The 21867-nt window shown below is 67.1% G+C and carries 19 protein-coding genes; 2 read left to right on the forward strand and 17 right to left on the reverse strand.

Annotation, left to right across the window (positions count from 1 at the left end; all coding sequences use genetic code 11):
• Positions 1–26 precede the first annotated feature (26 nt).
• Positions 27–4037, forward strand: a complete 4011-nt coding sequence (locus ACSVDD_RS03395) for a Pls/PosA family non-ribosomal peptide synthetase (protein ID WP_448188502.1) — start codon at positions 27–29, stop codon at positions 4035–4037.
• Positions 4038–4141: 104 nt separating this feature from the next.
• On the opposite strand, the gene ACSVDD_RS03400 is transcribed toward ACSVDD_RS03395, so the two are convergent.
• From ACSVDD_RS03400 to ACSVDD_RS03410, 3 genes are all read right to left on the reverse strand, one after another.
• The gene (locus ACSVDD_RS03400; protein WP_448187880.1) at positions 4142–4996 is read right to left on the reverse strand and encodes a dienelactone hydrolase family protein; all 855 of its coding nucleotides are present in this window, start codon (positions 4994–4996) and stop codon (positions 4142–4144) included.
• A gap of 68 nt (positions 4997–5064) precedes the next feature.
• Positions 5065–5769 carry an ABC transporter ATP-binding protein gene (locus ACSVDD_RS03405; protein ID WP_448187881.1) on the reverse strand — a complete coding sequence of 235 codons (705 nt, stop codon included), beginning with the start codon at positions 5767–5769 and terminating at the stop codon, positions 5065–5067.
• Entirely contained in the window at positions 5762–7009 is a 1248-nt protein-coding gene (locus ACSVDD_RS03410; protein ID WP_448187882.1) for a lipoprotein-releasing ABC transporter permease subunit, read from the reverse strand. The genes ACSVDD_RS03405 and ACSVDD_RS03410 overlap by 8 nt, the downstream gene beginning before the upstream one ends.
• 206 nt (positions 7010–7215) lie before the next feature.
• Here ACSVDD_RS03410 and ACSVDD_RS03415 point away from each other — a divergent pair, with 206 nt between their 5' ends.
• The gene (locus ACSVDD_RS03415; protein ID WP_448187883.1) at positions 7216–8076 is read left to right on the forward strand and encodes an MBL fold metallo-hydrolase; all 861 of its coding nucleotides are present in this window, start codon (positions 7216–7218) and stop codon (positions 8074–8076) included.
• A gap of 9 nt (positions 8077–8085) precedes the next feature.
• Here ACSVDD_RS03415 and proS read toward each other — a convergent pair whose 3' ends face one another.
• From proS to ACSVDD_RS03485, 14 genes are all read right to left on the reverse strand, one after another.
• Positions 8086–9399 (reverse strand): proline--tRNA ligase, encoded by a 1314-nt coding sequence (gene proS, locus ACSVDD_RS03420; RefSeq protein WP_448187884.1) that lies wholly within the window; start codon positions 9397–9399, stop codon positions 8086–8088.
• Positions 9400–9481: 82 nt separating this feature from the next.
• Entirely contained in the window at positions 9482–9859 is a 378-nt protein-coding gene (locus tag ACSVDD_RS03425; RefSeq protein ID WP_448187885.1) for a hypothetical protein, read from the reverse strand.
• A 13-nt stretch (positions 9860–9872) separates the two neighbouring features.
• The gene (locus ACSVDD_RS03430; protein WP_448187886.1) at positions 9873–10769 is read right to left on the reverse strand and encodes a hypothetical protein; all 897 of its coding nucleotides are present in this window, start codon (positions 10767–10769) and stop codon (positions 9873–9875) included.
• A gap of 418 nt (positions 10770–11187) precedes the next feature.
• The gene (locus tag ACSVDD_RS03435; RefSeq protein WP_448187887.1) at positions 11188–11790 is read right to left on the reverse strand and encodes a DNA-3-methyladenine glycosylase I; all 603 of its coding nucleotides are present in this window, start codon (positions 11788–11790) and stop codon (positions 11188–11190) included.
• Positions 11791–11792: 2 nt separating this feature from the next.
• Entirely contained in the window at positions 11793–12041 is a 249-nt protein-coding gene (locus ACSVDD_RS03440) for a DUF1467 family protein (protein ID WP_448187888.1), read from the reverse strand.
• 3 nt (positions 12042–12044) lie between these two features.
• On the reverse strand, positions 12045–12449 hold the full coding sequence (mce, locus tag ACSVDD_RS03445) for a methylmalonyl-CoA epimerase (protein WP_448187889.1): 405 nt from the start codon (positions 12447–12449) through the stop codon (positions 12045–12047).
• A 75-nt stretch (positions 12450–12524) separates the two neighbouring features.
• Entirely contained in the window at positions 12525–14120 is a 1596-nt protein-coding gene (locus ACSVDD_RS03450; RefSeq protein ID WP_448188503.1) for a ribonuclease J, read from the reverse strand.
• Positions 14121–14191: 71 nt separating this feature from the next.
• The gene (locus ACSVDD_RS03455; RefSeq protein ID WP_448187890.1) at positions 14192–14995 is read right to left on the reverse strand and encodes a type III pantothenate kinase; all 804 of its coding nucleotides are present in this window, start codon (positions 14993–14995) and stop codon (positions 14192–14194) included.
• A 3-nt stretch (positions 14996–14998) separates the two neighbouring features.
• Positions 14999–15766 carry a biotin--[acetyl-CoA-carboxylase] ligase gene (locus ACSVDD_RS03460; protein WP_448187891.1) on the reverse strand — a complete coding sequence of 256 codons (768 nt, stop codon included), beginning with the start codon at positions 15764–15766 and terminating at the stop codon, positions 14999–15001.
• A 37-nt stretch (positions 15767–15803) separates the two neighbouring features.
• Positions 15804–17252 (reverse strand): NADH-quinone oxidoreductase subunit NuoN, encoded by a 1449-nt coding sequence (gene nuoN, locus ACSVDD_RS03465; RefSeq protein WP_448187892.1) that lies wholly within the window; start codon positions 17250–17252, stop codon positions 15804–15806.
• Positions 17253–17262: 10 nt separating this feature from the next.
• On the reverse strand, positions 17263–18768 hold the full coding sequence (locus tag ACSVDD_RS03470) for an NADH-quinone oxidoreductase subunit M (RefSeq protein WP_448187893.1): 1506 nt from the start codon (positions 18766–18768) through the stop codon (positions 17263–17265).
• Positions 18769–18790: 22 nt separating this feature from the next.
• Positions 18791–20872: an NADH-quinone oxidoreductase subunit L gene (gene nuoL, locus ACSVDD_RS03475; RefSeq protein ID WP_448187894.1), complete on the reverse strand. Its 2082-nt coding sequence runs from the start codon at positions 20870–20872 to the stop codon at positions 18791–18793.
• 9 nt (positions 20873–20881) lie between these two features.
• Positions 20882–21190, reverse strand: coding sequence for an NADH-quinone oxidoreductase subunit NuoK (nuoK, locus tag ACSVDD_RS03480; RefSeq protein ID WP_448188504.1), 309 nt, complete (start codon positions 21188–21190; stop codon positions 20882–20884).
• A 5-nt stretch (positions 21191–21195) separates the two neighbouring features.
• On the reverse strand, positions 21196–21810 hold the full coding sequence (locus ACSVDD_RS03485; protein ID WP_448187895.1) for an NADH-quinone oxidoreductase subunit J: 615 nt from the start codon (positions 21808–21810) through the stop codon (positions 21196–21198).
• Between the last annotated feature and the right edge of the window lie 57 nt (positions 21811–21867).

Here is a 21867-nt window from a genome sequence, read left to right on the forward strand (position 1 = left end):
CACTCCTGGCCTCCGACACCTCCCCTCTGCGCGCCGCGCGACCGGGGGTGCTGCGTGGCGCCGCCGACCCGTCGCTGCTGCGCGACGAACTGTTACCCGAGATTTTCGCGGCCAGCGCCGCCGCCACGCCTGAGCGCGCCGCCATCGTCTTCGAGGGCAGGCGGGTCAGCTACGCCGAGTTGGACCGCCGTGCCAACCGGGTCGCCCACGCGCTGCGCGCCCGCGGCATCGGCCGCGGCTCGTTCGTCGGGTTGTGGATGGCGCGGTCGCTGGATCTGCACGTGGCGCTGCTGGGCATCCTCAAGGCCGGCGCCGCCTATCTGCCCTTCGACGCCGACGCGCCGGCCGACCGCGTGGCGGTGAGCCTCGCCGACTGCGCCGCCGCGGCGATCCTGGTGGACGTCGCCACGGGCTCCAAGGCCGGCGGGCTGGGGGTGGAGGCGCTGTACCTCTACGACCTCAACCAGCAAGACCTCCCGGCCGGGGCGCCGGACCTGCGCGCCGACCGGGTGACGCCGGACGACCCGGCCTACGCCATCTACACCTCGGGCTCGACCGGCAAGCCCAAGGGCATCGTCATCTCCCACCGCAACATCTGCCACTATCTGCGCTCCGCAAACACGGTCTACGGCCTGACGGCCGACGACGTGGTGTTCCAGGGCGCCTCGGTGGCGTTCGATTTGTCGCTGGAGGAGATCTTCGTCCCCTATCTGGTCGGCGCCACACTGTGGGTGGCGAGCCGGCAGGTGCTGGACGCCGCCGACCGGCTGGCCGACGTGCTGAACGAGGCCGGCGTCACCGTGCTCGACACCGTGCCGACGCTGCTCGCCATGCTGCCGAGCGACGTGCCCAGCCTGCGGATCATCATCCTGGGCGGTGAGGCGTGCCCGCCCGCCGTGGCGGCGCGCTGGTGCCGGCCGGGGCGGACGATCTTCAACAGCTACGGCCCGACCGAAGCGACGGTGGTCGCCACCGTGGCCGAGGTGCGGCCGGATGAGACGGTCACCATCGGCCGGCCGATCCCCAACTACACGTGCTATGTCGCCGACGAGAGCCTGGCACTCGTCGCCCCCGGCGTGCAGGGAGAGTTGCTGATCGGCGGTCCCGGCGTGGCGCAGGGTTACCTGAATCGGCCGAACCTGACCGACGAGAAGTTCATCGCCAACCCCTTCGACACGGATTGCGGCGCCCCGGTGCTGTACCGTTCCGGCGACGCGGTCAGCGTGGACGAGGCCGGCAATCTGCTGTTCCACGGCCGCATCGACGATCAGGTGAAGATCCGCGGCTTCCGCCTGGAACTGGGCGAGATCGAGGCCGCGCTGACCGACATCCCCGGCGTGGCGCAGGCCACGGTGGTGCTGCGCACCGACAACAGCATCGACCGGCTGGTGGCCTTCCTGGTGCCGCAGGCTGGCGCGCTGCTCGATCCCACGATCCTGCGCGAGACGCTGCGCGGCCGGCTGCCGGTCTACATGGTGCCGTCGCATTTCGAAGTGGTGGAGGCCCTGCCCCGCCTCGCGTCCGGCAAGGCCGACCGCAAGACGCTGCGCACCGCGACGCTCACCGCCGACGCCGGCACCAGCGAGCAGGAGGAGCCGCGCACCGCGACCGAGGCGACCCTGCTCGACGCCGCCAAGCGCGTCTTCCCCGGTCAGGCGATCCCGCTGGAGGCCGACTTCTTCCTCGATCTGGGCGGCCACTCGCTGCTGGCGGCGCAGTTCCTGTCGGTTGTCCGCGAGACCGCGCACCTCGACGGGTTGACCTTCCAGGACGTCTACGGCGCCCGCACGCTGCGCGCCATGGCGGAGAAGATGGACGCCCGCGGTACCGGAGCCGCCCGCCGCGACCAGTCCTTCACCCCGCCGCCGCTCCTGCGCCGCTTCCTGTGCGGTGCCGCGCAGGCCGCGGCGCTGCCGATCATCCTGGCGCTGATGACGGCGCAGTGGCTGGGCGTGTTCGTCAGCTACATGCTGCTGTCCGGCGAGGACGCGACCTTCTTCCAGGACGTCGGCACGATGATCGGCGTCTACATGGGCATCAACGTCGCCACGGTGGTCATCGCCATCGCCGCGAAGTGGCTGATCATCGGGCGGACCAAGCCCGGCCGCTATCCGCTGTGGGGCGTGTATTATTACCGCTGGTGGCTGGTTCAGCGCTTCATCAGCCTCGTGCATCTGAAGTGGTTCCAGGGCTCGCCGCTGATGCGGGTGCTGCTGCGGGCGCTGGGCGCCAAGGTGGGCAGCGACGCGCTGATCGGCGAGTTCGAGTCCGGCGCCTTCGATCTGGTCAGCATCGGCGCCGGTGCCTCCATCGGCGACAAGGTCAAGCTTGCCAACGCCGAGGTCATCGGTGACGAGCTGGTTATCGGCACCGTGGAGATCGGCGCCGACGCCTATGTCGGCACCTCTTGCGTCATCGGCCACGACGTGGTGCTCGGCACAGGAACGGAGCTGGCCGACCTGTCCGCCGTGCCCGCCGGTGCCCGCACGGGGGCCTACGAGGTGTGGAACGGCTCGCCGGCCCGGCACACGGGCATGGTGGCGCGCGACGAACTGCCGGAGCCGCCGACCGCCGGTAGGCTGCGCAAAGCCGCGCAGACGGCGGTCTACACGCTGGCCGTCCTGGCGCTGCCGCCGGTCAGCCTGATGCCGATCTTCCCGGCCTTCTACCTGTTCGACAATCTGGAAGCGTGGCTCAGCGGGCTGGTGGGTGCCAGCTATCTGCCCTATTTGCCGGTGATCGCGTGGCCGACGGCCATGCTGCTGGTCGCCGTCACGGTGCTGCTGATCGCCGCCATGCGCTGGACCATCCTGCCCCGCGTGCAGCCCGGCACCTACTCGGTGCACAGCTGGTTCTATGTGCGCAAATGGATCATCGCGTTGGCGACCGAGGTGATGCTGGAAACGCTCAGCTCGCTCTACGCCACCGTCTACATGCGGGCGTGGTACCGGCTGATGGGCGCGAAGATCGGCAAGGGGGCGGAGATCTCGGCCAACCTCGCCGGGCGCTACGACCTCGTCGAGATCGGCGAGAAGTGCTTCATCGCCGACGAGGTGGTGCTGGGCGACGAGGAGATCCGCCGCGGCTGGATGATCCTCAAGCCGGTGAAGACCGAGGCGCGCGTGTTCGTCGGCAACGACGCCGTGGTGCCGGCCGGCGCCATCATCCCGGAGGGCTCGCTGATCGGCATCAAGTCGAAGCCGCCGGCCAACGCCGAGATGACCCCCGGCTGCACGTGGTTCGGCAGCCCGCCGATCCGGCTGCCGGTGCGCCAGACCTTCGACGGCGTGTCCGCCGCCTGGACCTACGAGCCGTCCCGCGCCCGCCGTATCGGCCGCGCCGTGTTCGAGGCGTTCAGTCTGGCGATGCCGACCGCGCTGTTCATCACCTTCGGCACGCTGGCGGTGGAGGTGCTCGCCCCCTCCATCCTGACGGCGGACTACAAGACCTTCCTGCCACTGTTCGTGGCGGCCGGCGTCGCCATCCCGGCGGCCATGGTGGCGGTGGTCATCCTGGTGAAGTGGGCGCTGATGGGCCGCTACAAGCCGACCATGAAACCCATGTGGTCGTGGTGGGCGATGCGGACCGAGGCGGTGGCGGTGCTGTACTGGGGGCTGGCCGGCAAGGTGCTGCTCGACCATCTGCGCGGCACGCCCATGCTGCCCTGGGTGCTGCGGCTGTTCGGGACCAAGTTCGGCAAGGGTGTCTTCATGGACACCACCGACCTGACCGAGTTCGACTGTGTCAGCGTCGGCGACTACACGTCGCTCAACGCGCTGTCCGCCTTGCAGACGCACCTCTACGAGGACCGCCTGATGAAGGTCGGCCGCGTCAGCGTCGGCAGCGGCGTCACCGTCGGCGCCGGGTCCACCGTGCTGTACGACACGCACATCGGCGACTATGCCAGGCTGGGGCCGCTGACACTGGTCATGAAGGGCGAGGGCATCCCGGCGCACACGGAGTGGGTTGGCGCTCCCGCCGAACAGGCGGCATCGCACGGGCCGGCGGAGCCGGCGGCGCTGAAGGCTGCCGCGTGATCCGGTTTCATCGGCGATGACACACAAAAGGCCGCCGCCCGCCCGATGGCGAGACGGCGGCCTCATGGCCTACAGCGAAACCTGAAGGAGCGGCGGCGCCTTTTTTAAGTCAGGTACTGCCTCAGGAACTCCAGCGTGCGCGCCCACGCCTGCTTGGAGGCTTGCTCGTTGAAGCGCTCGGCCGAGGTTTCGTTGTTGAAGGCGTGGTTGACGCCCTCGTAAATGAAGATCTGGTGCGGCACACCGGCCTTCTTCAGCGCGTCCTCGTAGGCCGGAATGCCGGCGTTGACACGTTGGTCCAGGCCGGCGTAGTGCAGCAGCAGCGGCGCCTTGATGGAGCCGACCTGCGCCGGGTCCGGCGTCATGCCGTAATAGGCGACCGCCGCCTTGAGGTCCGGCGCCTTGATGGCGAGTTGATTGACCATGCCACCGCCCCAGCAGAAGCCGACCGCGCCCACCTTGCCGTTCGAGGTGCGGTAGGACAGCAGGAAGCTCTGCGCCGAGACGAGGTTGTTCACCGTCTTGCCGGCATCGAGCTTGGGGAACAGGTCGCGCGCTTGATCGGCGTCGGCCGGCGTGCCGCCCAGCGGCGACAGCAGGTCCGGCGCCAGCGCAATGAACCCCTCGGCGGCGAAGCGGCGCGCCACGTCCTCGATGTGCGGGTTGAGGCCGCGGTTCTCGTGGACGATGATGACCGCCGGCGCCCGCTCGGCCGCCTTGGGCCGCACCACATAGCCGCGCACTTCGCCGGTGGCACCCTGGAAATTCACATACTCCGCAGCAATGCGCGGATCGTCGGCGGCAATGGCGGCGATGGCGTAGTTCGGCTCGATGGCCGCCAGGATCGAGGGAACCGCGGCGGCGGATCCGAGCAACGCGGTCAGCCGCTCCAGGAACACCCGGCGCGCCAGCGGTGCGTGGGTGTACTCATCGTAAAGATCAATGATCTTCTGGTCCATATGGCCCCTCCCGTTGTGCGTTGGATGAAGTGTGCCAACTCCGTCCAACCGCCACAACCAGGCTGAGGTCACATTTCCGTGGGGTGCAGGACGTGCTCGATCAGCACGCCTTCGTGCATTTCCAGCACGCGGTCCATGCGTCGGGCCAATTCCTGGTTGTGGGTGGCGATCAGCGCGCCGACGCGCGCCTGCCGCACGATCTGCGTCAGCGTGGCGAAGACGCTGTCCGCCGTGTGCGGGTCGAGGTTGCCGGTGGGCTCGTCGGCGATCAGCAGGCCCGGCGCGTTGGCCAGCGCGCGGGCGATGGCGACGCGCTGCTGCTCGCCACCCGACAGCCGCGCCGGGCGGTGCGTGCCGCGCTGGTCGAGGCCGACCATGTGCAGCAGTTCGTTCGCCCTTTCCTTCGCCTTCGAGCGGGACAGGCCGGCGATCATCTGCGGCAGGACGATGTTCTCCAGCGCGGTGAACTCCGGCAGCAGATGATGGAACTGGTAGACGAAACCGATGGCGCGGCGGCGGATCTCCGTACGCTTGCCGTCGTCCAGCTTACCGGCGTCGGTGCCGCCGATGCGCACGGTGCCGGAGGTCGGCCGCTCCAACAGGCCGGCGATCTGCAACAGCGTCGATTTGCCCGCACCCGAAGGCCCGACCAGCCCGACCAGTTCGCCCGGCCGCACGGCAAGCTGCACGCCGCGCAGCACTTCCAGCTTGGTGCCGCCCTGATCGAAAGTGCGCACCACGTCGATCAATTCCAGCATGGGGGCCTCACTCATAGCGCAGGGCCTCCACCGGATCGAGGCGGGCCGCCCGCCAGGACGGGTACACCGTGGCGGCCAGCGACAGGCCCAGCGCCATGGCGGTGACCTGCGCCACCTCGCCCCAGTCGATCTTGGCGGGAAGCTGCGACAGGAAGTAGATCTCCGGCGAGAACAGCTCGGTGCCGGACAGCATCTGGATGAACTGCCGGATGGACTCGATGTTCTGGCAGAACAGCACGCCGAGGATCAGCCCGCCCACCGTGCCCATCACGCCCACCGAGGCGCCGGACAGGAAGAAGATGCGCATGATCATGCCGCGCGTGGCGCCCATGGTGCGCAGAATGGCGATGTCGCGGCCCTTGTCCTTCACCAGCATGATCAGGCTGGAGATGATGTTGAATGCCGCCACCATGATGATCAGCGACAGAATCAGGAACATGACGTTCCGCTCGACCTGCAACGCCGTGAAGAAACTGGCGTTCGACTGCTGCCAGTCGACGATGCGGCCCTTGCCCGCCACGGCGGGTTGGAGGGCGTCGCGCTGGGCGCGGATCTGCACGGGGTCGGCGACGAATACCTCCAGCGACGTCACCGCGTCGCCGGTGCGGAAGAACAGCTGCGCCTGCTCCAGCGGCATGAAAATGAACGAGTTGTCGTACTCGTACATGCCCACGTCGAAGACGGCGCCGATGGTGTAGGCGCGCATGCGCGGCACGGTGCCGAAGGCGGTGGCGTTGCCCTGCGGTGCGATCAGCGTCAACTGGTCGCCCACCGACAGGCCGAGGCGTTGCGCCATGCGGATGCCGATGGCGACGTTGTCGTCGCCGAACGCGTCGGCGGTGCCGCGCAGGATGTGCTGGGACAGCGTCGGGCGCACCCGGAAATCCTCAGGCCGCACGCCGCGCACCACGGCGCCGGACGCCATGCCGCGCACGGTGACCAGCGCCTGCCCTTCCACCGTGGGCGTCACGTTGACCACGCCCGGCACCTTGCGCACCGTGTCGGCCAGCGCGTCGAAATTGACGAGCGGTCCGGGCTGCGACGAGTAGACGTTGAGGTGGCCGTTGAGGCCGAGCACGCGCCCGAGCAACTCCGCCCGGAAGCCGTTCATCACGGCCATGACGATGATCAGCGTCGCGACACCCAACCCGATGCCGAGCAGCGAGAACCACGCGATGACGGAGATGAACCCCTCCTGCCGGCGGGCGCGGAGGTAGCGCATCGCGACCATGCGTTCGAACGCAGAGAAGATCATGGGGGCGGTGTGTTCCGAGTTGCGGCGGCCTGCCGGACGGCAGCGCTCAAGCGTAGATACGTGCCGCGCGCCGGATGCGCAAGCGTGGTGCGGGCCGGGCGATTTCACTTATGTCCTATGAGGATTCCCACGTCTGCGTCATTGTCGTCGGCGGGACGTGGGAACACACTGAACAACGCCGCCCAACGCCTCCATAGGGAGTCGTCATGCCCGCGCTCGTCCAGCCCTTTTTCCATGCGCCGACCTCGACGATCTCCTACGTCATATCCGACCGGCCTGGCGGCTCGGCCGCGATCATCGACTCCGTCCTCGACTTCGACGCTGCCGCGGGCCGCACCGGCACACAGGCCGCCGACGCCATCGCCGCCTTCGTGGCCCAGCACGGGCTGACGGTGGAGTGGGTCCTGGAGACGCACATCCACGCTGACCACCTCTCGGCGGCCCCGTACCTCCAGCGCCGGCTGGGCGGACGCATCGGCATCGGCGCCGGGGTCACCGATGTGCAGGAGCATTTCGGCAAAGTCTTCAACGATCCCCTCGCCTTCCGCCCCGGCGGCCAGCCCTTCGACCACCTGTTCGCCGATGGCGAGGCGCTGACGGTCGGCACGCTTGATGGATGCGTGCTGCACACGCCGGGGCACACGAAGGACTCGGTGAGCTATCGGATGGGAGACGCGGTGTTCGTCGGTGACACGCTGTTCATGCCCGACGGCGGCACCGCGCGCTGCGACTTTCCCGGCGGCTGTGCGGCGCAGCTGTACCGCTCGATTCGCCGGCTGCTGACGTTACCGCCGGAAACGCGAATCTTCATCTGCCACGACTACGCCCCCGGCGGCCGGGATCATGCGTGGGAAACCAGTGTCGCCGAGCAGCGCCGCGCCAACATCCACGTCCACGACGGCGTGGACGAGGCGGATTACGTGGCGCTGCGCACCGCCCGCGACCGGACACTGGCGATGCCGGCGCTGATCATCCCGGCCGTGCAGGTGAACGCCGCCGCCGGCCGGTTACCGGCACCGGACAGCAACGGCGTGGTCTATCTGAAGGTGCCGGTGAACGTGCTGTAGAGGGCGAGCTTACCTCGTCAGCTTCGCCAGCGCGCTCTCCTCCGACAACTCCTCGCGCTCGCCCGTCGCGCGGCGCTTCAGTTCGACGACGCCGTTCTTCAGGCCGCGCGGGCCGACCACCAGATGCCACGGCAGGCCGATCAGGTCCATGTCGGCGAACTTCACGCCCGGCCGTTCGTTGCGGTCGTCGTACAGCACGTCCACGCCCTGGGCGCGCAGCTTGATGTAAAGCTCCTCGCAGACCCGGTCGGTCTCGGCGTCGCCGGGCTTGAGGTTCACCAGGCCGACGTTGAACGGCGCCACGGCGTCCGGCCAGATGATGCCGTTGTCGTCGTGGCTGGCCTCGATGATCGCCGCCACCAGACGCGACACGCCGATGCCGTAGCTGCCCATCTCCACGAAGACGGGATCGCCGTTCGGGCCGGCGACGGTGGCGTTCATCGGCTTTGAGTACTTGGTGCCGAAGTTGAAGATGTGCCCCACCTCGATGCCGCGCGCGCTCTCCAGCCGCTCGGCCGGGACCGGGCAGGTGGCGGCGTCGTGCTTCTCGTCGGTGGCGGCGTAGATCGAGGTGTACTTGTCGAAGAAGGGCTGCAAATCGTCCTGGTAGTCCGGCGCATCACCCAGCACGTCGAGGTTCAGCCACTCGCGGTCGCAGAACACGCCGCTCTCGCCGGTTTCGGCCAGGATGATGAACTCGTGGCTGAGATCGCCGCCGATCGGGCCGGTGTCGGCGCGCATGGGGATCGCCTTCAGGCCCATGCGGGCGAAGGTGCGCAGGTAGGCCAGGAACATCGCTTGATAGGAGCGCCGCGCGCCGGCCGGGTCGATGTCGAAGGAATAGGCGTCCTTCATCAGGAACTCGCGGCCGCGCATCACGCCGAAGCGCGGGCGGATCTCGTCCCGGAACTTCCACTGGATGTGGTAGAGGTTGAGCGGCAACTGGCGGTAGCTGCGGATGAACGCGCGGAAGATGTCGGTGATCATCTCCTCGTTCGTCGGGCCGAACAGCATCTCGCGGTCGTGGCGGTCGGTGATGCGCAGCATCTCCTTGCCGTAATCGTCGTAGCGCCCGCTTTCCTTCCACAGGTCCGCGGACTGGATGGTCGGCATCAGCAGTTCCTGGGCACCGGCGGCGTCCTGCTCCTCGCGGACGATCTGCTCGATCTTCTTCAGCACCTTGTGGCCGAGCGGCAGCCAGGCGTAGATGCCCGCCGAGGTCTGGCGGATCATGCCGGCGCGCAGCATCAGCCGGTGCGAGACGATCTGCGCCTCGGTCGGGGTTTCCTTGAGGGTCGGCAGGAAGAAGGTGGAAAGCCGCATGGTCCCAGTCTTTCTAAAATCGGGTGAGGGACTTTAGGTAGGACGGCGGCGCTTGTCCACCGGCGTCCTGCCGGCCAGCGTTCTAACGAACCGTGCGGCAGAGCGCGTACAGTTCCGCCTCGTTGCTGCCGCTCAGCGGCTGGCCGTTGAAGGCCATGCGGTTGCCCTGCATGGTCAGGCGCCCGACCTCCGCCGTGCCCGGCAGCGCGCCGGCACCGGGTGCGGCGAAGCCCAGCGTGCGGGCGAAGTCCAGCGACACCGGGATGTCGAAGCGGTCCATCGGCGGCATCGCCCCGGCCGAGCCCGGGAGGTCGGCGGGAGCCACGCGGTTGCCGCGTGCATCAACGCCGGGCTTGTACTCGACGTCCGCCGCCGGACGGTGGCGCGGCAGGTAGCGGCACACGGTCAAATCCACCGGCGCCTGCGCCGCGGCGGGCGCGCCGGCCAGCAGCAAAGCCACGAAAACCGCCGCGTCAATCCTGTACGGCGACCGCATTGGGCATCGTCTTCCAGTAGATGGAGAGGTAGGGCATGCCCTTTTCCGCCTCTTCCTGCGTACGGGCCGACTGGCGGATGTACTTGCCGACGTAGGTCTTGTTCACGTGCTCCAGGTCGACCGCACACTTCAGCACCAGCATCTCGCCGACTCGGTCGGGCAGGTTGAACTGCCATTTCTGCAAGGCCTCGTTGAGCACGCCGGCCTTGGCCTGCTCCTTGCCCTGAACGACGAATTCCTGGTGGTGGTACTGGCTCAGCTCTTTCAGGGCCGAGGCGATCTTGCCCGGCTTCACCCGGATCAGCGCCTTGAACACCCTGGTGTCGTCACGGAACAGCGGCAGGTAGCCGCGCTTGTCGGAAAGCTGGTTCAGCATGGTGTAGAGGCCGGCCATGACGTTGCCCTCCTCCTCGCCCTCGGTGGGCTTGGGCTCGGGCTCGGGCTTGGCGGCGCCCTTGCGCTTGAACAGCGAGGATAAAAAGCCGCCGCCCTTCTTCTTGTCGGAGTCGGACGCCGTCGGCGCCGAGGCCTTCCGCTCGTCCCACAGCGCGTCCCAGGCGAAATCCCAGGCGGTGAACACCGCATTGGAGCGGTCGTCCATCAGCGTCAGCAGGTACTCGCGCCCGTCCTTGGCCCAGTCCACGTCGCCCATGATGGCGCGCACCGGCCGGCGGCTGAGCACAACCGGGAAGATGCCGACCCGCACCACCTCGGCGTAGATGTCGACGAACGCAGGAGCCTGGGCGAACGGCAGCGGCGAGCACGGCGTCCGCTCCGGCTGGAGCAGCTCCATGTTCTTCTTGGTGCGTTCCAGCAGTTCGGTCAGGAGGACCGAGGAAAACTGCTCGAACCGTTCGCTTTCGGACACGGTCATGGACGCCTCGATGACTCTCCCTTGCCCACGATAGGGCACCGTAGCGGTACGGTGCCAGCACAATGGGTAGTCGGCCACGCGAACATCGCGTGCGACCGTACTGTTTTAAGGCGTCATTTGAGTTCCTAAAATTAAATAATTCCTAAAGGCCCAATCATTTCCCGGCGACACACCGGCACCGCCCAACGTGAATCTCGGGCTCGGCCGGTAACGGACGCCGAAAAAAGAGCGGGCCGCGGGGCTTGCGCCGCGCGACCCGAGTCTAGGGAGGAATCGCCACCAGGCGTCGGAAAAGGGAATGCGCCCTTCTCTGCAACAAATACTGCGCCGCGCCTTGAGAAAAGACAAGACCACGGGCGAGCTAACGCCAATCACCACCACATTTTCTTGATATTTTGCTGAACGGATGTGCGAATGCTCAATCAGCGGGCAGGAAATTGCTCGCATCGCGGGCACCGTACCCTGCGAAACCCTGCCGCATGGCAGCCATCCAGGGCGGGTTGCGCGCTTCGACGACGGCCCACACCGGACAACCGGGGTGATGGGCGCCGGGCAGGTAGCCGAGGCTCATCAGGAACTCGCCGACGATCTCGCCGCCGATGAAGCGAAAGCTGCGCTTGAAAAGCTTGACCCACTCGGCCTTGGGCAGCGGGTGGTGGGCAGCCAGCCAGCCGGCGAAGGACCCGAACTGCGGGCGCAGCGCGATGATGCGCCGGGCGTTCTCGATGGCGGCTTCGACCTTCAGGCGGTTGCGGATGATGCCGGAGTCGGCCAGCAGCCTTGCCCGCTCCGCCTCGCCGTATTCGGCCACGCGGTCGATGTCGAATCCGTCGAAGGCGGCGCGGAAGGCGTCGCGCTTCTTCAGGATGGTCAGCCAGGACAGGCCGGCCTGGTTGATCTCCAGCACCAATCGCTCGAACAGGACGGAGTCGTCGTCCGAGGGGAAGCCGTATTCGGAGTCGTGGTAGGGGGCGTGGATGGGATGGCCGGGCGCGGCTTCGCAGTAGGTGGCGGCTCCCATGCCTACATTCCTTTCGCCATGTCGCGGAACGAGATGAGGTCGGAATGGTACACCAGCCAGATGCCCAGCGTGATCAGCGCCGACAGCACCGTGGTGACGGCAAACTTCAGCAGCAGCCGGGGCTTTTGCGGAGCGCTGTCGGCCATGCCCGGCTCCACCTGCTCCGGGGTGCGCACACCCCAGGGCAGGACGGCGAACAGCACCGTCCACCAGACAGTGAAGAAGATCGCGGCAAAGGTGATTGGTCCCATGCCTCAGGCCTGTTCGAGTTCCACCAACGTCCCGCAGAAGTCCTTCGGGTGCAGGAACAGCACCGGCTTGTCGTGCGCGCCGATCTTCGGCTCGCCATCGCCCAGCACCCGCGCCCCCTTGGCCTTGAGTTGGTCACGCGCGGCCAGAATGTCATCCACCTCGTAGCAGATGTGGTGGATGCCGCCGGAGGGGTTCTTCTCCAGGAACGGCGCAATCGGTGATGTCTCGCCGAAGGGATGCAGCAGCTCGATCTTGGTGTTGGGCAGGTTGACGAAGACGACGGTGACGCCGTGCGCCGCCAGATCCGTCGGCGCCGAAACCTGGGCGCCGAGCGTGTCACGATAGAGCGCCGTCGCGGCCGGCAGGTCCGGAACGACGAGGGCGACGTGGTTGAGTTTGCCGATCATATGACTTCCCCAGGTTTCTTATTGTTTGCGAGGAAACGGCGTTGGGCCGCGCTGACGCTTGGCCCCAACCTACCCTCAAACGCGCACGAGGTGAACGTCCGTCACCGGCTTCTTGCCGTGCGAGGCGTTGAAGCAGCGCCGCACGGCGATGCGTGCCGCCTCCTTCACCCGATCGTCGTCCTGGCGGTCCGGCTTGGGCATGGCGGCGATGGCCTCGCGCACGGCGTCCACCACGTCCAGCAGCACGTCGTGATCGTTCTCGCCGTCAAGCAGGCCCATCACCGCCACCTGCGGCGCCGTCACCAGCTCCCCCCTGGCGTTCAGCACCAGAGTCGCCACGGCGGCGCCGTTGTGCACCATGCGCGTGCGCGCCCGCATCAGCCCGGTGTCAAGCGGCACCAGCCGCTTGCCGTCCATGGCCAGCCGGCCGGTGCGGACCTGCGCCACCACCTCCACCGGGCCGGGACCGAGGCGCACCACGTCGCCGTTGGTCGGCACCAGCCCGTGCGGCACCTGACAGCCCTGCGCCAGCTTGGCGTGCGCCAGCTGGTGGCGCTGTTCGCCGTGCACGGGGACGGCGATGCTCGGGCGGACCCATTGGTACATCTGCACCAGCTCGTCCTGCGCCGGGTGGCCCGAGACGTGGACGAAGGCGTCGTCGGCGGTGACGATCTCGATGCCGCGGTTGACCAGATGGTTCTGCACGCGGCCGATGGCGCGCTCGTTGCCGGGGATCTCGCGCGAAGAGAAGATCACCGTGTCGCCGGGCTCCAGCGTCACCTGGGGGTGGTCCCCCCCGGCGATGCGCGACAGCGCCGAGCGCGGCTCGCCCTGGCTGCCGGTGCAGATCATCACCAGCTTGTCCTTGGGCAGATAGGCGGCGTCATGCTCACTGAGGAACGGCGGCACGTCGGCGAGGTAGCCGTTGGAACGCGCCGCCTCGTTGATGCGCCACAGCGAGCGGCCGACCAGCGCCACGTTGCGCCCGTTGGCGGCGGCGGCGGCGGCGACGCTCTCCAGCCGCGCCACGTTGGTGGCGAAGCAGGTCACCGCGATGCGGTTCTCGAAGCGGCCGAGCAGGTCGGTCAACGTCTCACGCACGCGCGCCTCGGAGCCGGAGCGGCCGGGCACCATGGCGTTGGTGCTGTCGCAGACCAGGGCCAGCACGCCCTCGTCGCCCAGCGCGCGCAACCGTGCCTCGTCGGCCACCGTGCCGATGATCGGCTCGGGGTCGAGCTTCCAATCGCCGGTGTGCACCACGACGCCCGCGCCGGTGCGGATCGCCAGTGCGTTGGGCTCGGGAATGGAGTGGGTGACGCTGACGAACTCGAGCTGGAACGGCCCCAACTCGAAGCGGCCGCCCATGGGGATCTCGTGGATCGGCACCTTGTTGGCGAGTTGACGCTCGTACAGCTTGGCGCGCAGCACCGACGCCGTAAACGGCGTGCAGTAAACCGGGCACTTCAGCTCCGGCCACAGATACTGGATGGCGCCCAGATGGTCCTCGTGCGCGTGCGTCAGCACCAGCCCGACGAGGTTGTCGCGCTGCTCCCGGATGAAGGCCGGGTCCGGCATGATGATATCCAGGCCGGGCATGGTGTCGTCGGCGAACGAGATGCCTAAGTCCACCATCAGCCATTTGCCGCGGTGCCCGTACAGGTTCAGGTTCATGCCGATCTCGCCCGACCCGCCGAGCGGCAGGAAATACAGGCCGTCCCCATCCGGGGTGAACTGGCTGTCCACTATGCTGATACCGCTTTGTTGGCTGGCGTGTTGCGTTTGTAGACCGACAACAGGCCGCGCATGGTCAGCTCGTTGTCGACGTGATGGATCATCGGGGTCGCCTCGGCGAACGTCCGGCCCAGGCCGCCGGTCGCGATGACCGTGACGGGCGGAGTGCCGGTGGGCGACAGCTCGGCCGAGATGCGGGTGATCAGGCCCTCGATCATGCTGGTATAACCCCAGAACATGCCGGACTGCATCGCCGCGACCGTGCCCTTTCCAACGACGTGCGGCGGCCGGACGATCTCCACCTTGGGCAACTGCGCCGCCACCTTGTGCAGGGCGTCCAGCGCCAGACTGGGGCCGGGCGCGATGGCACCGCCGACGAAATTGCCGTCCCGATCCACCACGTCGAAGGTGGTGCCGGTGCCGATGTCGACGATGATCAGCGGCGGCGGATAGGTGTGCGCCGCGGCGATGGAGTTGACCAGCCGGTCGGCGCCCGCCTCCTTGGGGTTGTCCAGCAGCACCTTGATGCCGAGGTCGACGCCGGGGTCGCCCACCCGCATGGGCTCGCAATGGAAGTGGTTGGTGCACAGCCGCGTCAGGTCGAAGGTCGCCGCCGGCACCACGCTGGACATGACAGCCGCGTGAATGTCCGTGGGCTTCAGGCCCTTCACCGCCATCAGGCTGAACAGCCAGACGGCGTACTCGTCGGCGGTGCGGCGGCTGTCGGTGGAGATGCGCCACTGACCGCGTTTTTCGTCGCCGTCGAACACGGCGAAGACCACGTTGGTGTTGCCGGCGTCGATGGCGAGCAGCATGCCTTAGGTTCCCTGTGAGGAACTGTTGGGAAAGAAAACGTCGCCGGCGGCGATCCGCTCGGGCGCGCCGCCGTCCCCCCTATCGAGCAGCAGAACGCCGTCGCTGTCCAGGTCGACGAACGTACCCATCAACTCCCGATCGGACAGGCGCACCACCACCGGGCCGCCGAGGTTGACCGCGCGGGCCATCCAAGCGGCGCGCACGGGGGCGAAGCCCTCCGCCTGCCAGCGGTCGTACCACGCGGACAGTCGGCCGGCGTAGATTTCCAGCGCGGCGGCTGGATCGGGATGCTCTGCCCCCTCTTCGGTCAACGAGGTGGCGGCAAACTCGGTTCCTTGGGGGAAATGCAGCAGGTTGATGCCGGCGCCGAGCACCAGCCACTGGAGCCGGCCATCGGCGTCGGCCTCCGACTCCAGCAGGATGCCGGCGACCTTGCGGCCGTTGACCAGCACGTCGTTCGGCCATTTGCAACGCACCGCCGCCATGGCCGGCAGGAACGCTTCGACGGATTCGGCGATGGCGAGGGCGGCCACGAACGACATCTGCGCGGCAACGGCGGGCTTCACGCCGGGGCGCAGGATGGTGGAAGTGTAGAGATTGCCTTCGGGCGAGGTCCAGGCGCGGCCACGCCGGCCGCGGCCGGTCTCCTGCCGCTTGGCCCAGACGATGGTGCGGTCTGGGGAGCCGGAGCGTGCGCGGTCCCTGGCCTCGTCGTTTGTGCTGCCGACGCTGTCCAGCGCGACGACCCGGAACCCCGGAGGCAGGGCCAAATCCCCTGCCCCCGGTAACGGCCGGTCGGTCATCCCATCAGCCGGCGAACAGCGCCGCCGCCGCGGTCGCGGCGTAGGTCAGGATCGGCGACGGGACGACGAAGAACAGCAGCGTGAACAGCGAGGTGCCGACGAGAATGGCCGACATGCCGTCGTCCGTCACCTTGTCGAACGCCTCCACCGGCTCGTCGAAGTACATGACCTTGATGATGCGCAGGTAGTAGTAGGCGCCCACCACGCTGGTCAGCACACCGATGACGGCCGTGGTGTACAGCCCGGCCTGAACGGCGGCCAGGAACACGTACAGCTTGCCGAAGAAGCCGGCCATCGGCGGAATGCCGGCCATGGAGAACATGAAGATCGCCATCGCCGCGGCCAGCATCGGATTCGTGCGGGCGAGGCCCGACAGATCCTTGATGTCCTCGACCATGCGGCCCTTCTGCTTCATGCAGAGGATGACCGCGAAGGTGCCGACGTTCATGAACAGGTAAATCGCCATGTAGATCAGCACGCCGCGCACACCTTCCTGCGTACCGGCGGCGAGGCCGACCAGCGCGTAGCCGATGTGGCCGATGGAGCTGTAGGCCATCAGGCGCTTGATGTTGGTCTGCACGATGGCGGCGAAGGAGCCGAGCGCCATCGACAGGATCGAGCTGGCGATGATGATCTGCTGCCAGCTGTGCGCCATGTGGCCGAACGGCTCGATCAGCACGCGGGTGAACAGCGCGACGGCGGCGATCTTCGGCGCCACCGCGAAGAACGCGGTCACCGGCGTCGGAGCGCCCTGGTAGACGTCCGGCGTCCACATGTGGAAGGGCACGGCGGAGATCTTGAAGGCCAGACCGGCCGCCACGAACACCAGACCGATGATGACGCCCACCGACGGATGGGTGCCGCCGGCGAACAGCGTGGCGATCTTGTCGAAGCTGGTGGTGCCGGCGAAGCCGTAGACCAGCGAGGCACCGTACAGCAGCAGGCCCGAGGACAGCGCACCCAGCACGAAGTACTTGAGGCCGGCCTCCGACGAGCGGGCCGAGTCACGCCGGAAGGCGGCGATGACGTACAGCGACAGGCTCTGCGTCTCCAAGCCCACGTACAGCGAGATGAGATCGTTGGCCGAGATCATCATCAGCATGCCCAGCGTCGCGAAGAGCATGAGCACCGGGAACTCGAACCGGCCCATCTCCTCGCGCTCGATGTAGCCGAGCGACATGATGACGGCGAGCGACGAAGCCACCAGCACCAGCACCTTCATGAAGACGCCGAAGGCGTCCATCACGAACAGGCCGTTGAAAGTGACGACGCGGCCGCTGCCATACCCCAGAGACAGGAACGCCGCGAACAGCAGCGCCCCCACCGTCAGGTAGGCCACGGGACGGGTGGCCCCGTCGCCGCGGAACACGCCGAGCATCAGCAGCGCCATGCCGGCGACCGCCAGGAAGATTTCCGGCAACGCCGGCCAAAGGTTGGGGAACTGGGCGATCATGGCATACCCTCTAGCGCGCGGCGACGGTGACGCCGCTGGCGGCGGCCAGCTTGGTTTCGTAGGTCTGGATCAGGTGGCCAACCGACGCCGACGTGATCTTCAGGAAGCTGCTGGGATAGACGCCCATCCACAGCACCACCAGGATCAGCGGGACGAACACGGCGATCTCGCGGGCGTTCATGTCGAACAGGCCCTTGAGGTCCGGCTTGGTCAGCTTGCCGAACACGATGCGGCGCAGCAGCCACAGCGCGTAGGCCGCACCCAGGATCAGGCCGGTGGCCGCCAGCGCCGCCACCCAGGTGTTGTCCTGGAAGGCGCCCAGCAGAACCAGGAACTCGCCGACGAAGCCCGACGTGCCGGGCAGGCCGACCGACGCCATGGTCATGAAGCCGAACACGATCGCGTACTTCGGCATGTTGTGGACGAGGCCGCCGTAACGCGCGATCTCGCGGGTGTGCAGGCGGTCGTAGACCACGCCAACGCACAGGAAGAGCGCACCCGACACGACGCCGTGCGACAGCATCTGGAAGACCGAGCCTTCGACCCCCTGCTGGTTCAGCGTGAACATGCCGATGGTGACGAAGCCCATGTGCGCGACCGACGAGTAGGCGATCAGCTTCTTCATGTCCTCCTGCGCCAGGGCGACCAGCGAGGTGTAGATCACCGCGACAACCGACAGCGTGTACATCAGAGGCGTGAAATACTGCGTCGCCTCCGGCAGCATCGGGATGTTGAAGCGCAGGAAGCCATAGCCACCCATCTTCAGCAGCACGCCCGCCAGGATGACCGAGCCGGCGGTCGGCGCCTCGACGTGGGCGTCCGGCAGCCAGGTGTGCACCGGCCACATCGGCACCTTCACCGCGAAGGAGGCGAAGCAGGCCAGCCACAGCCAGATCTGCGCCTGCCGGCTGAAGGCGGTGGCGGTGATCGTCGGGATGTCCGTGGTGCCGGCGACGAACCACATGGACAGGATGGCGATCAGCATCAGCACGGAGCCGAGCAGCGTGTACAGGAAGAACTTGAACGCCGCGTAGACGCGCCGCTGCCCGCCCCACACACCGATGATCAGGAACATCGGGATGAGCACGCCCTCGAAGAACATGTAGAAGAGGACGAAGTCGAGCGCGCAGAACATGCCGACCATCAGGGTCTCGAGGACCAGGAAGGCCACCATGTATTCCTTGACGCGCTTCTGGATCGACTCCCAGCTCGCCAGGATGCAGAGCGGCGTCAGGAAGGTCGAGAGAATGACGAACAGCATCGAGATGCCGTCCACACCCATGTGGTAGGACACCTTGAAGGCCGGGATCCACTCGGCCTTCTCGACCATCTGGTAGCCGGGGTTGGCCGGGTCGAAGTTAAACCAGATGAACAGCGACAGCACGAAGTCGATGAGAGTCGTGATCAGCGCGATCTTGCGCGCCTGATTGGCCACGGCTTCCGGGCTCCCGCGCTGGATCAGGATGAACAGCGCGCCTACGAGCGGCAGGAAGGTGATGATCGACAGGATCGGCATTTTCTTATTCCCCTTGAGCCGCTCAGCCGAACAGCGAGAGCCACACGACCAGCGCAACCACGCCGATCACCATCGCGAACGCGTAGTGGTAGACATAGCCGGACTGCATCCGCGAGGCCTTGGCCGCCACGTTCTGCGTCGCCGCCGCCAGACCATCCGGACCGACGCCGTCGATCAGCGCGCCGTCGCCGCTCTTCCACAGGCCATGGCCGAGCCACCGCGCCGGACGAACGAAGGCCCAGTCGTACAGCTCGTCGAAGTACCACTTGTTGTAGAGGAAGGCGTGCACGCCACCGAACGTACGGGCGATGGCACCCGGCAGGCGCGGCAGGAACAGGTACAGCACGTAGGCGAGCGCGATACCGATCAGGCCGACGATGATCGGCAGCGTGCCGACCCAGCTCGGCAGGTGATGGTGCGCCGCCTCGATGCTGTCGTGGGCGGGCAGTACGAAGATCGACTTGCCCCAGAAGTCGGCACGATGCTCGCCAATGAACGAGTGATGGAACAGCAGACCGGCGAACACCGCACCGGCGCCCAGCACGAACAGCGGCACCAGCATGACCAGCGGCGATTCATGCGCGTGGTCGAAGACCTTCTTGTCGGCGCGCGTCGGGCCGTGGAAGGTCATGATCAGCAACCGCCAGGAGTAGAAGGCGGTCATCAGCGCCGCCGAGATGCCGAGCCAGAAAGCCAGCATGCCGACCGGGCTGTGCGCCGCGAACGCCGCCTCGAGGATCATGTCCTTCGAGTAGAAGCCGGCGAAGATGGGCAGGCCGGCCAGTGCCAGATTGCCGATCCACATCAGCGCGTAGGTGACGGGGATCTTCTTCCACACGCCGCCCATGTTGCGCATGTCCTGCTCGTGGTGCAGGGCGTGGATGACCGAGCCGGCACCAAGGAACAGCAGCGCCTTGAAGAAGGCGTGCGTGAACAGGTGGAACATGGCGGCTCCGTAGGCGGAGACGCCGGCGGCGAAGAACATGTAGCCGAGCTGCGACATCGTCGAATAGGCGATGACGCGCTTGATGTCGAACTGCGTGAAACCGATGGTCGCGGCGACGAACGCCGTGAAGGCGCCGACGACGGCGACCACCTCGAGCGCCGCCGGGGCGTACTCGAAGAGCGGCGACAGGCGGCACACCATGAACACGCCGGCGGTCACCATGGTGGCCGCGTGGATGAGCGCCGACACCGGGGTCGGGCCTTCCATGGCGTCGGGCAGCCACGTGTGCAGGCCGAGCTGCGCCGACTTGCCCATGGCGCCCATGAACAGCAGCAGGCAGGCCACGGTCAGCGCGTCGAAGTTCCAGCTCAGGAAATGGATGGACTTGCCGACCAGCTCCGGCGCCTTGCCGAAGATGACGTCGAACTGCACCGAACCGGTCAGTACGAAGACCGCGAAGATGCCCAGCGCGAAGCCGAAGTCGCCGACGCGGTTGACCAGGAACGCCTTCATCGCCGCGTTGTTGGCCGAGGGCTTCTCATACCAGAAGTTGATCAGCAGGTACGACGCCAGACCGACGCCCTCCCAGCCGAAGAACATCTGCACGAAGTTGTCGGCGGTCACCAGCATCAGCATGAAGAAGGTGAACAGCGACAGGTAGCCCATGAAGCGCGGCTTGTTGGGGTCATCGGCCATGTAGCCGACCGAATAGACGTGCACGCACGCCGACACGGTGTTGACCACCACCAGCATGACCGCGGTCAGCTGGTCGACGCGCAACGCCCAGAACACGTCCAGCGAACCGGACTGCATCCAGCGGAACAGCTCCACGGTGCGCGGCGCGTTGTGGCCGGTCACCTGGAAGAACAGCAGCCAGGACAGCGCCGCCGCCAGGACCACCGCGGCGCAGGTGACGAGCTGCGCGGTGCGGTCGCGCCAGTCGGCCGGAGCTGCGGCGTGGTGATCGTCGTGCGCGTGGTCGTCATGGCCATGATCGTCATGGCCATGCGCATCATGGTGATGATCATGGTGCCCGTGCGCATCGTGGCCGTGCGCGGCAGCGCCCTTCGGCGCGCCGTTGTGGCCGTAGGCGAACAGGCTGAGGGACCCGGCGACGAGGAACGCCAGCAGCGGGAGGAATACGACAAGGACTTCCATGGCGCTGCCTCAGCCCCTCATCATGTTGATGTCTTCGACTCGGATCGAGCCGCGATTGCGGAAGTAGACCACCAGGATGGCGAGACCGATGGCCGCTTCGGCGGCCGCCACGGTCAGGATGATCATCGAGAACACCTGACCGACCAGGTCGTGCAGGTACACCGAGAAGGAAATGAGGTTCAGGTTCACCGCCAGCAGCATCATCTCCACCGACATCAGGATGATGATGACGTTCTTGCGGTTGAGGAAGATGCCGAAGATCCCGAGCGTGAACAGGATCGCGGCGACCGTCAGGTAATGGCCGAGCCCGATTTCCATCATTGTTAGACGCCTTCTCCGGTCGGGACCTTGCTGATCACCATCGCCTCGTCGCGTCGGCGGGCCAGCTGGGCCGGGATGTTCTGCTTACGCACGCCCTCGCGGCGGCGATGGGTCAGCACGATCGCGCCCATCATGGCGATCAGCAGCACGATTCCCGACGCCTGGAACAGGTATGCGTAGTGGGTGTAGATGAGTTGCCCGAGCGCCCGGGTGTTGTTCACCTGATCGATGCCGGGGGTCGGGGCGCCCAGCGCCTGCGTGGCCGCCGGGGCCACGACCCAGGCGCCCAGCACCACCGCCAGCTCGGCCAGCAGCACGAGGCCGATCAGCGCGCCGAACGGCATGTACTGTGCGGCGCCCTGGCGCAATTCGCGGAAATTGATGTCGAGCATCATCACGACGAACAGGAACAGCACCGCGACGGCGCCCACATAGACGATGATCAGGATCATCGCCAGGAACTCCGCCCCCATCAGCACGCACAGGCCGGCGGCCTGGAAGAATGCCAGGATGAGGTAGAGCACCGAATGAACCGGATTCCGCGCGGTGATGACCATCACACCGGAGGCCACCAGGATGGCGGAGAAAAGGTAGAACGCCAGGGTTTGAACAATCATTGTATCCCCGCCTCCGCGGTCGAGGTTTTTTCGTTCGTCATCGGAGCCGGGCCGGAA

This window comes from Azospirillum terrae (genome assembly GCF_053470425.1).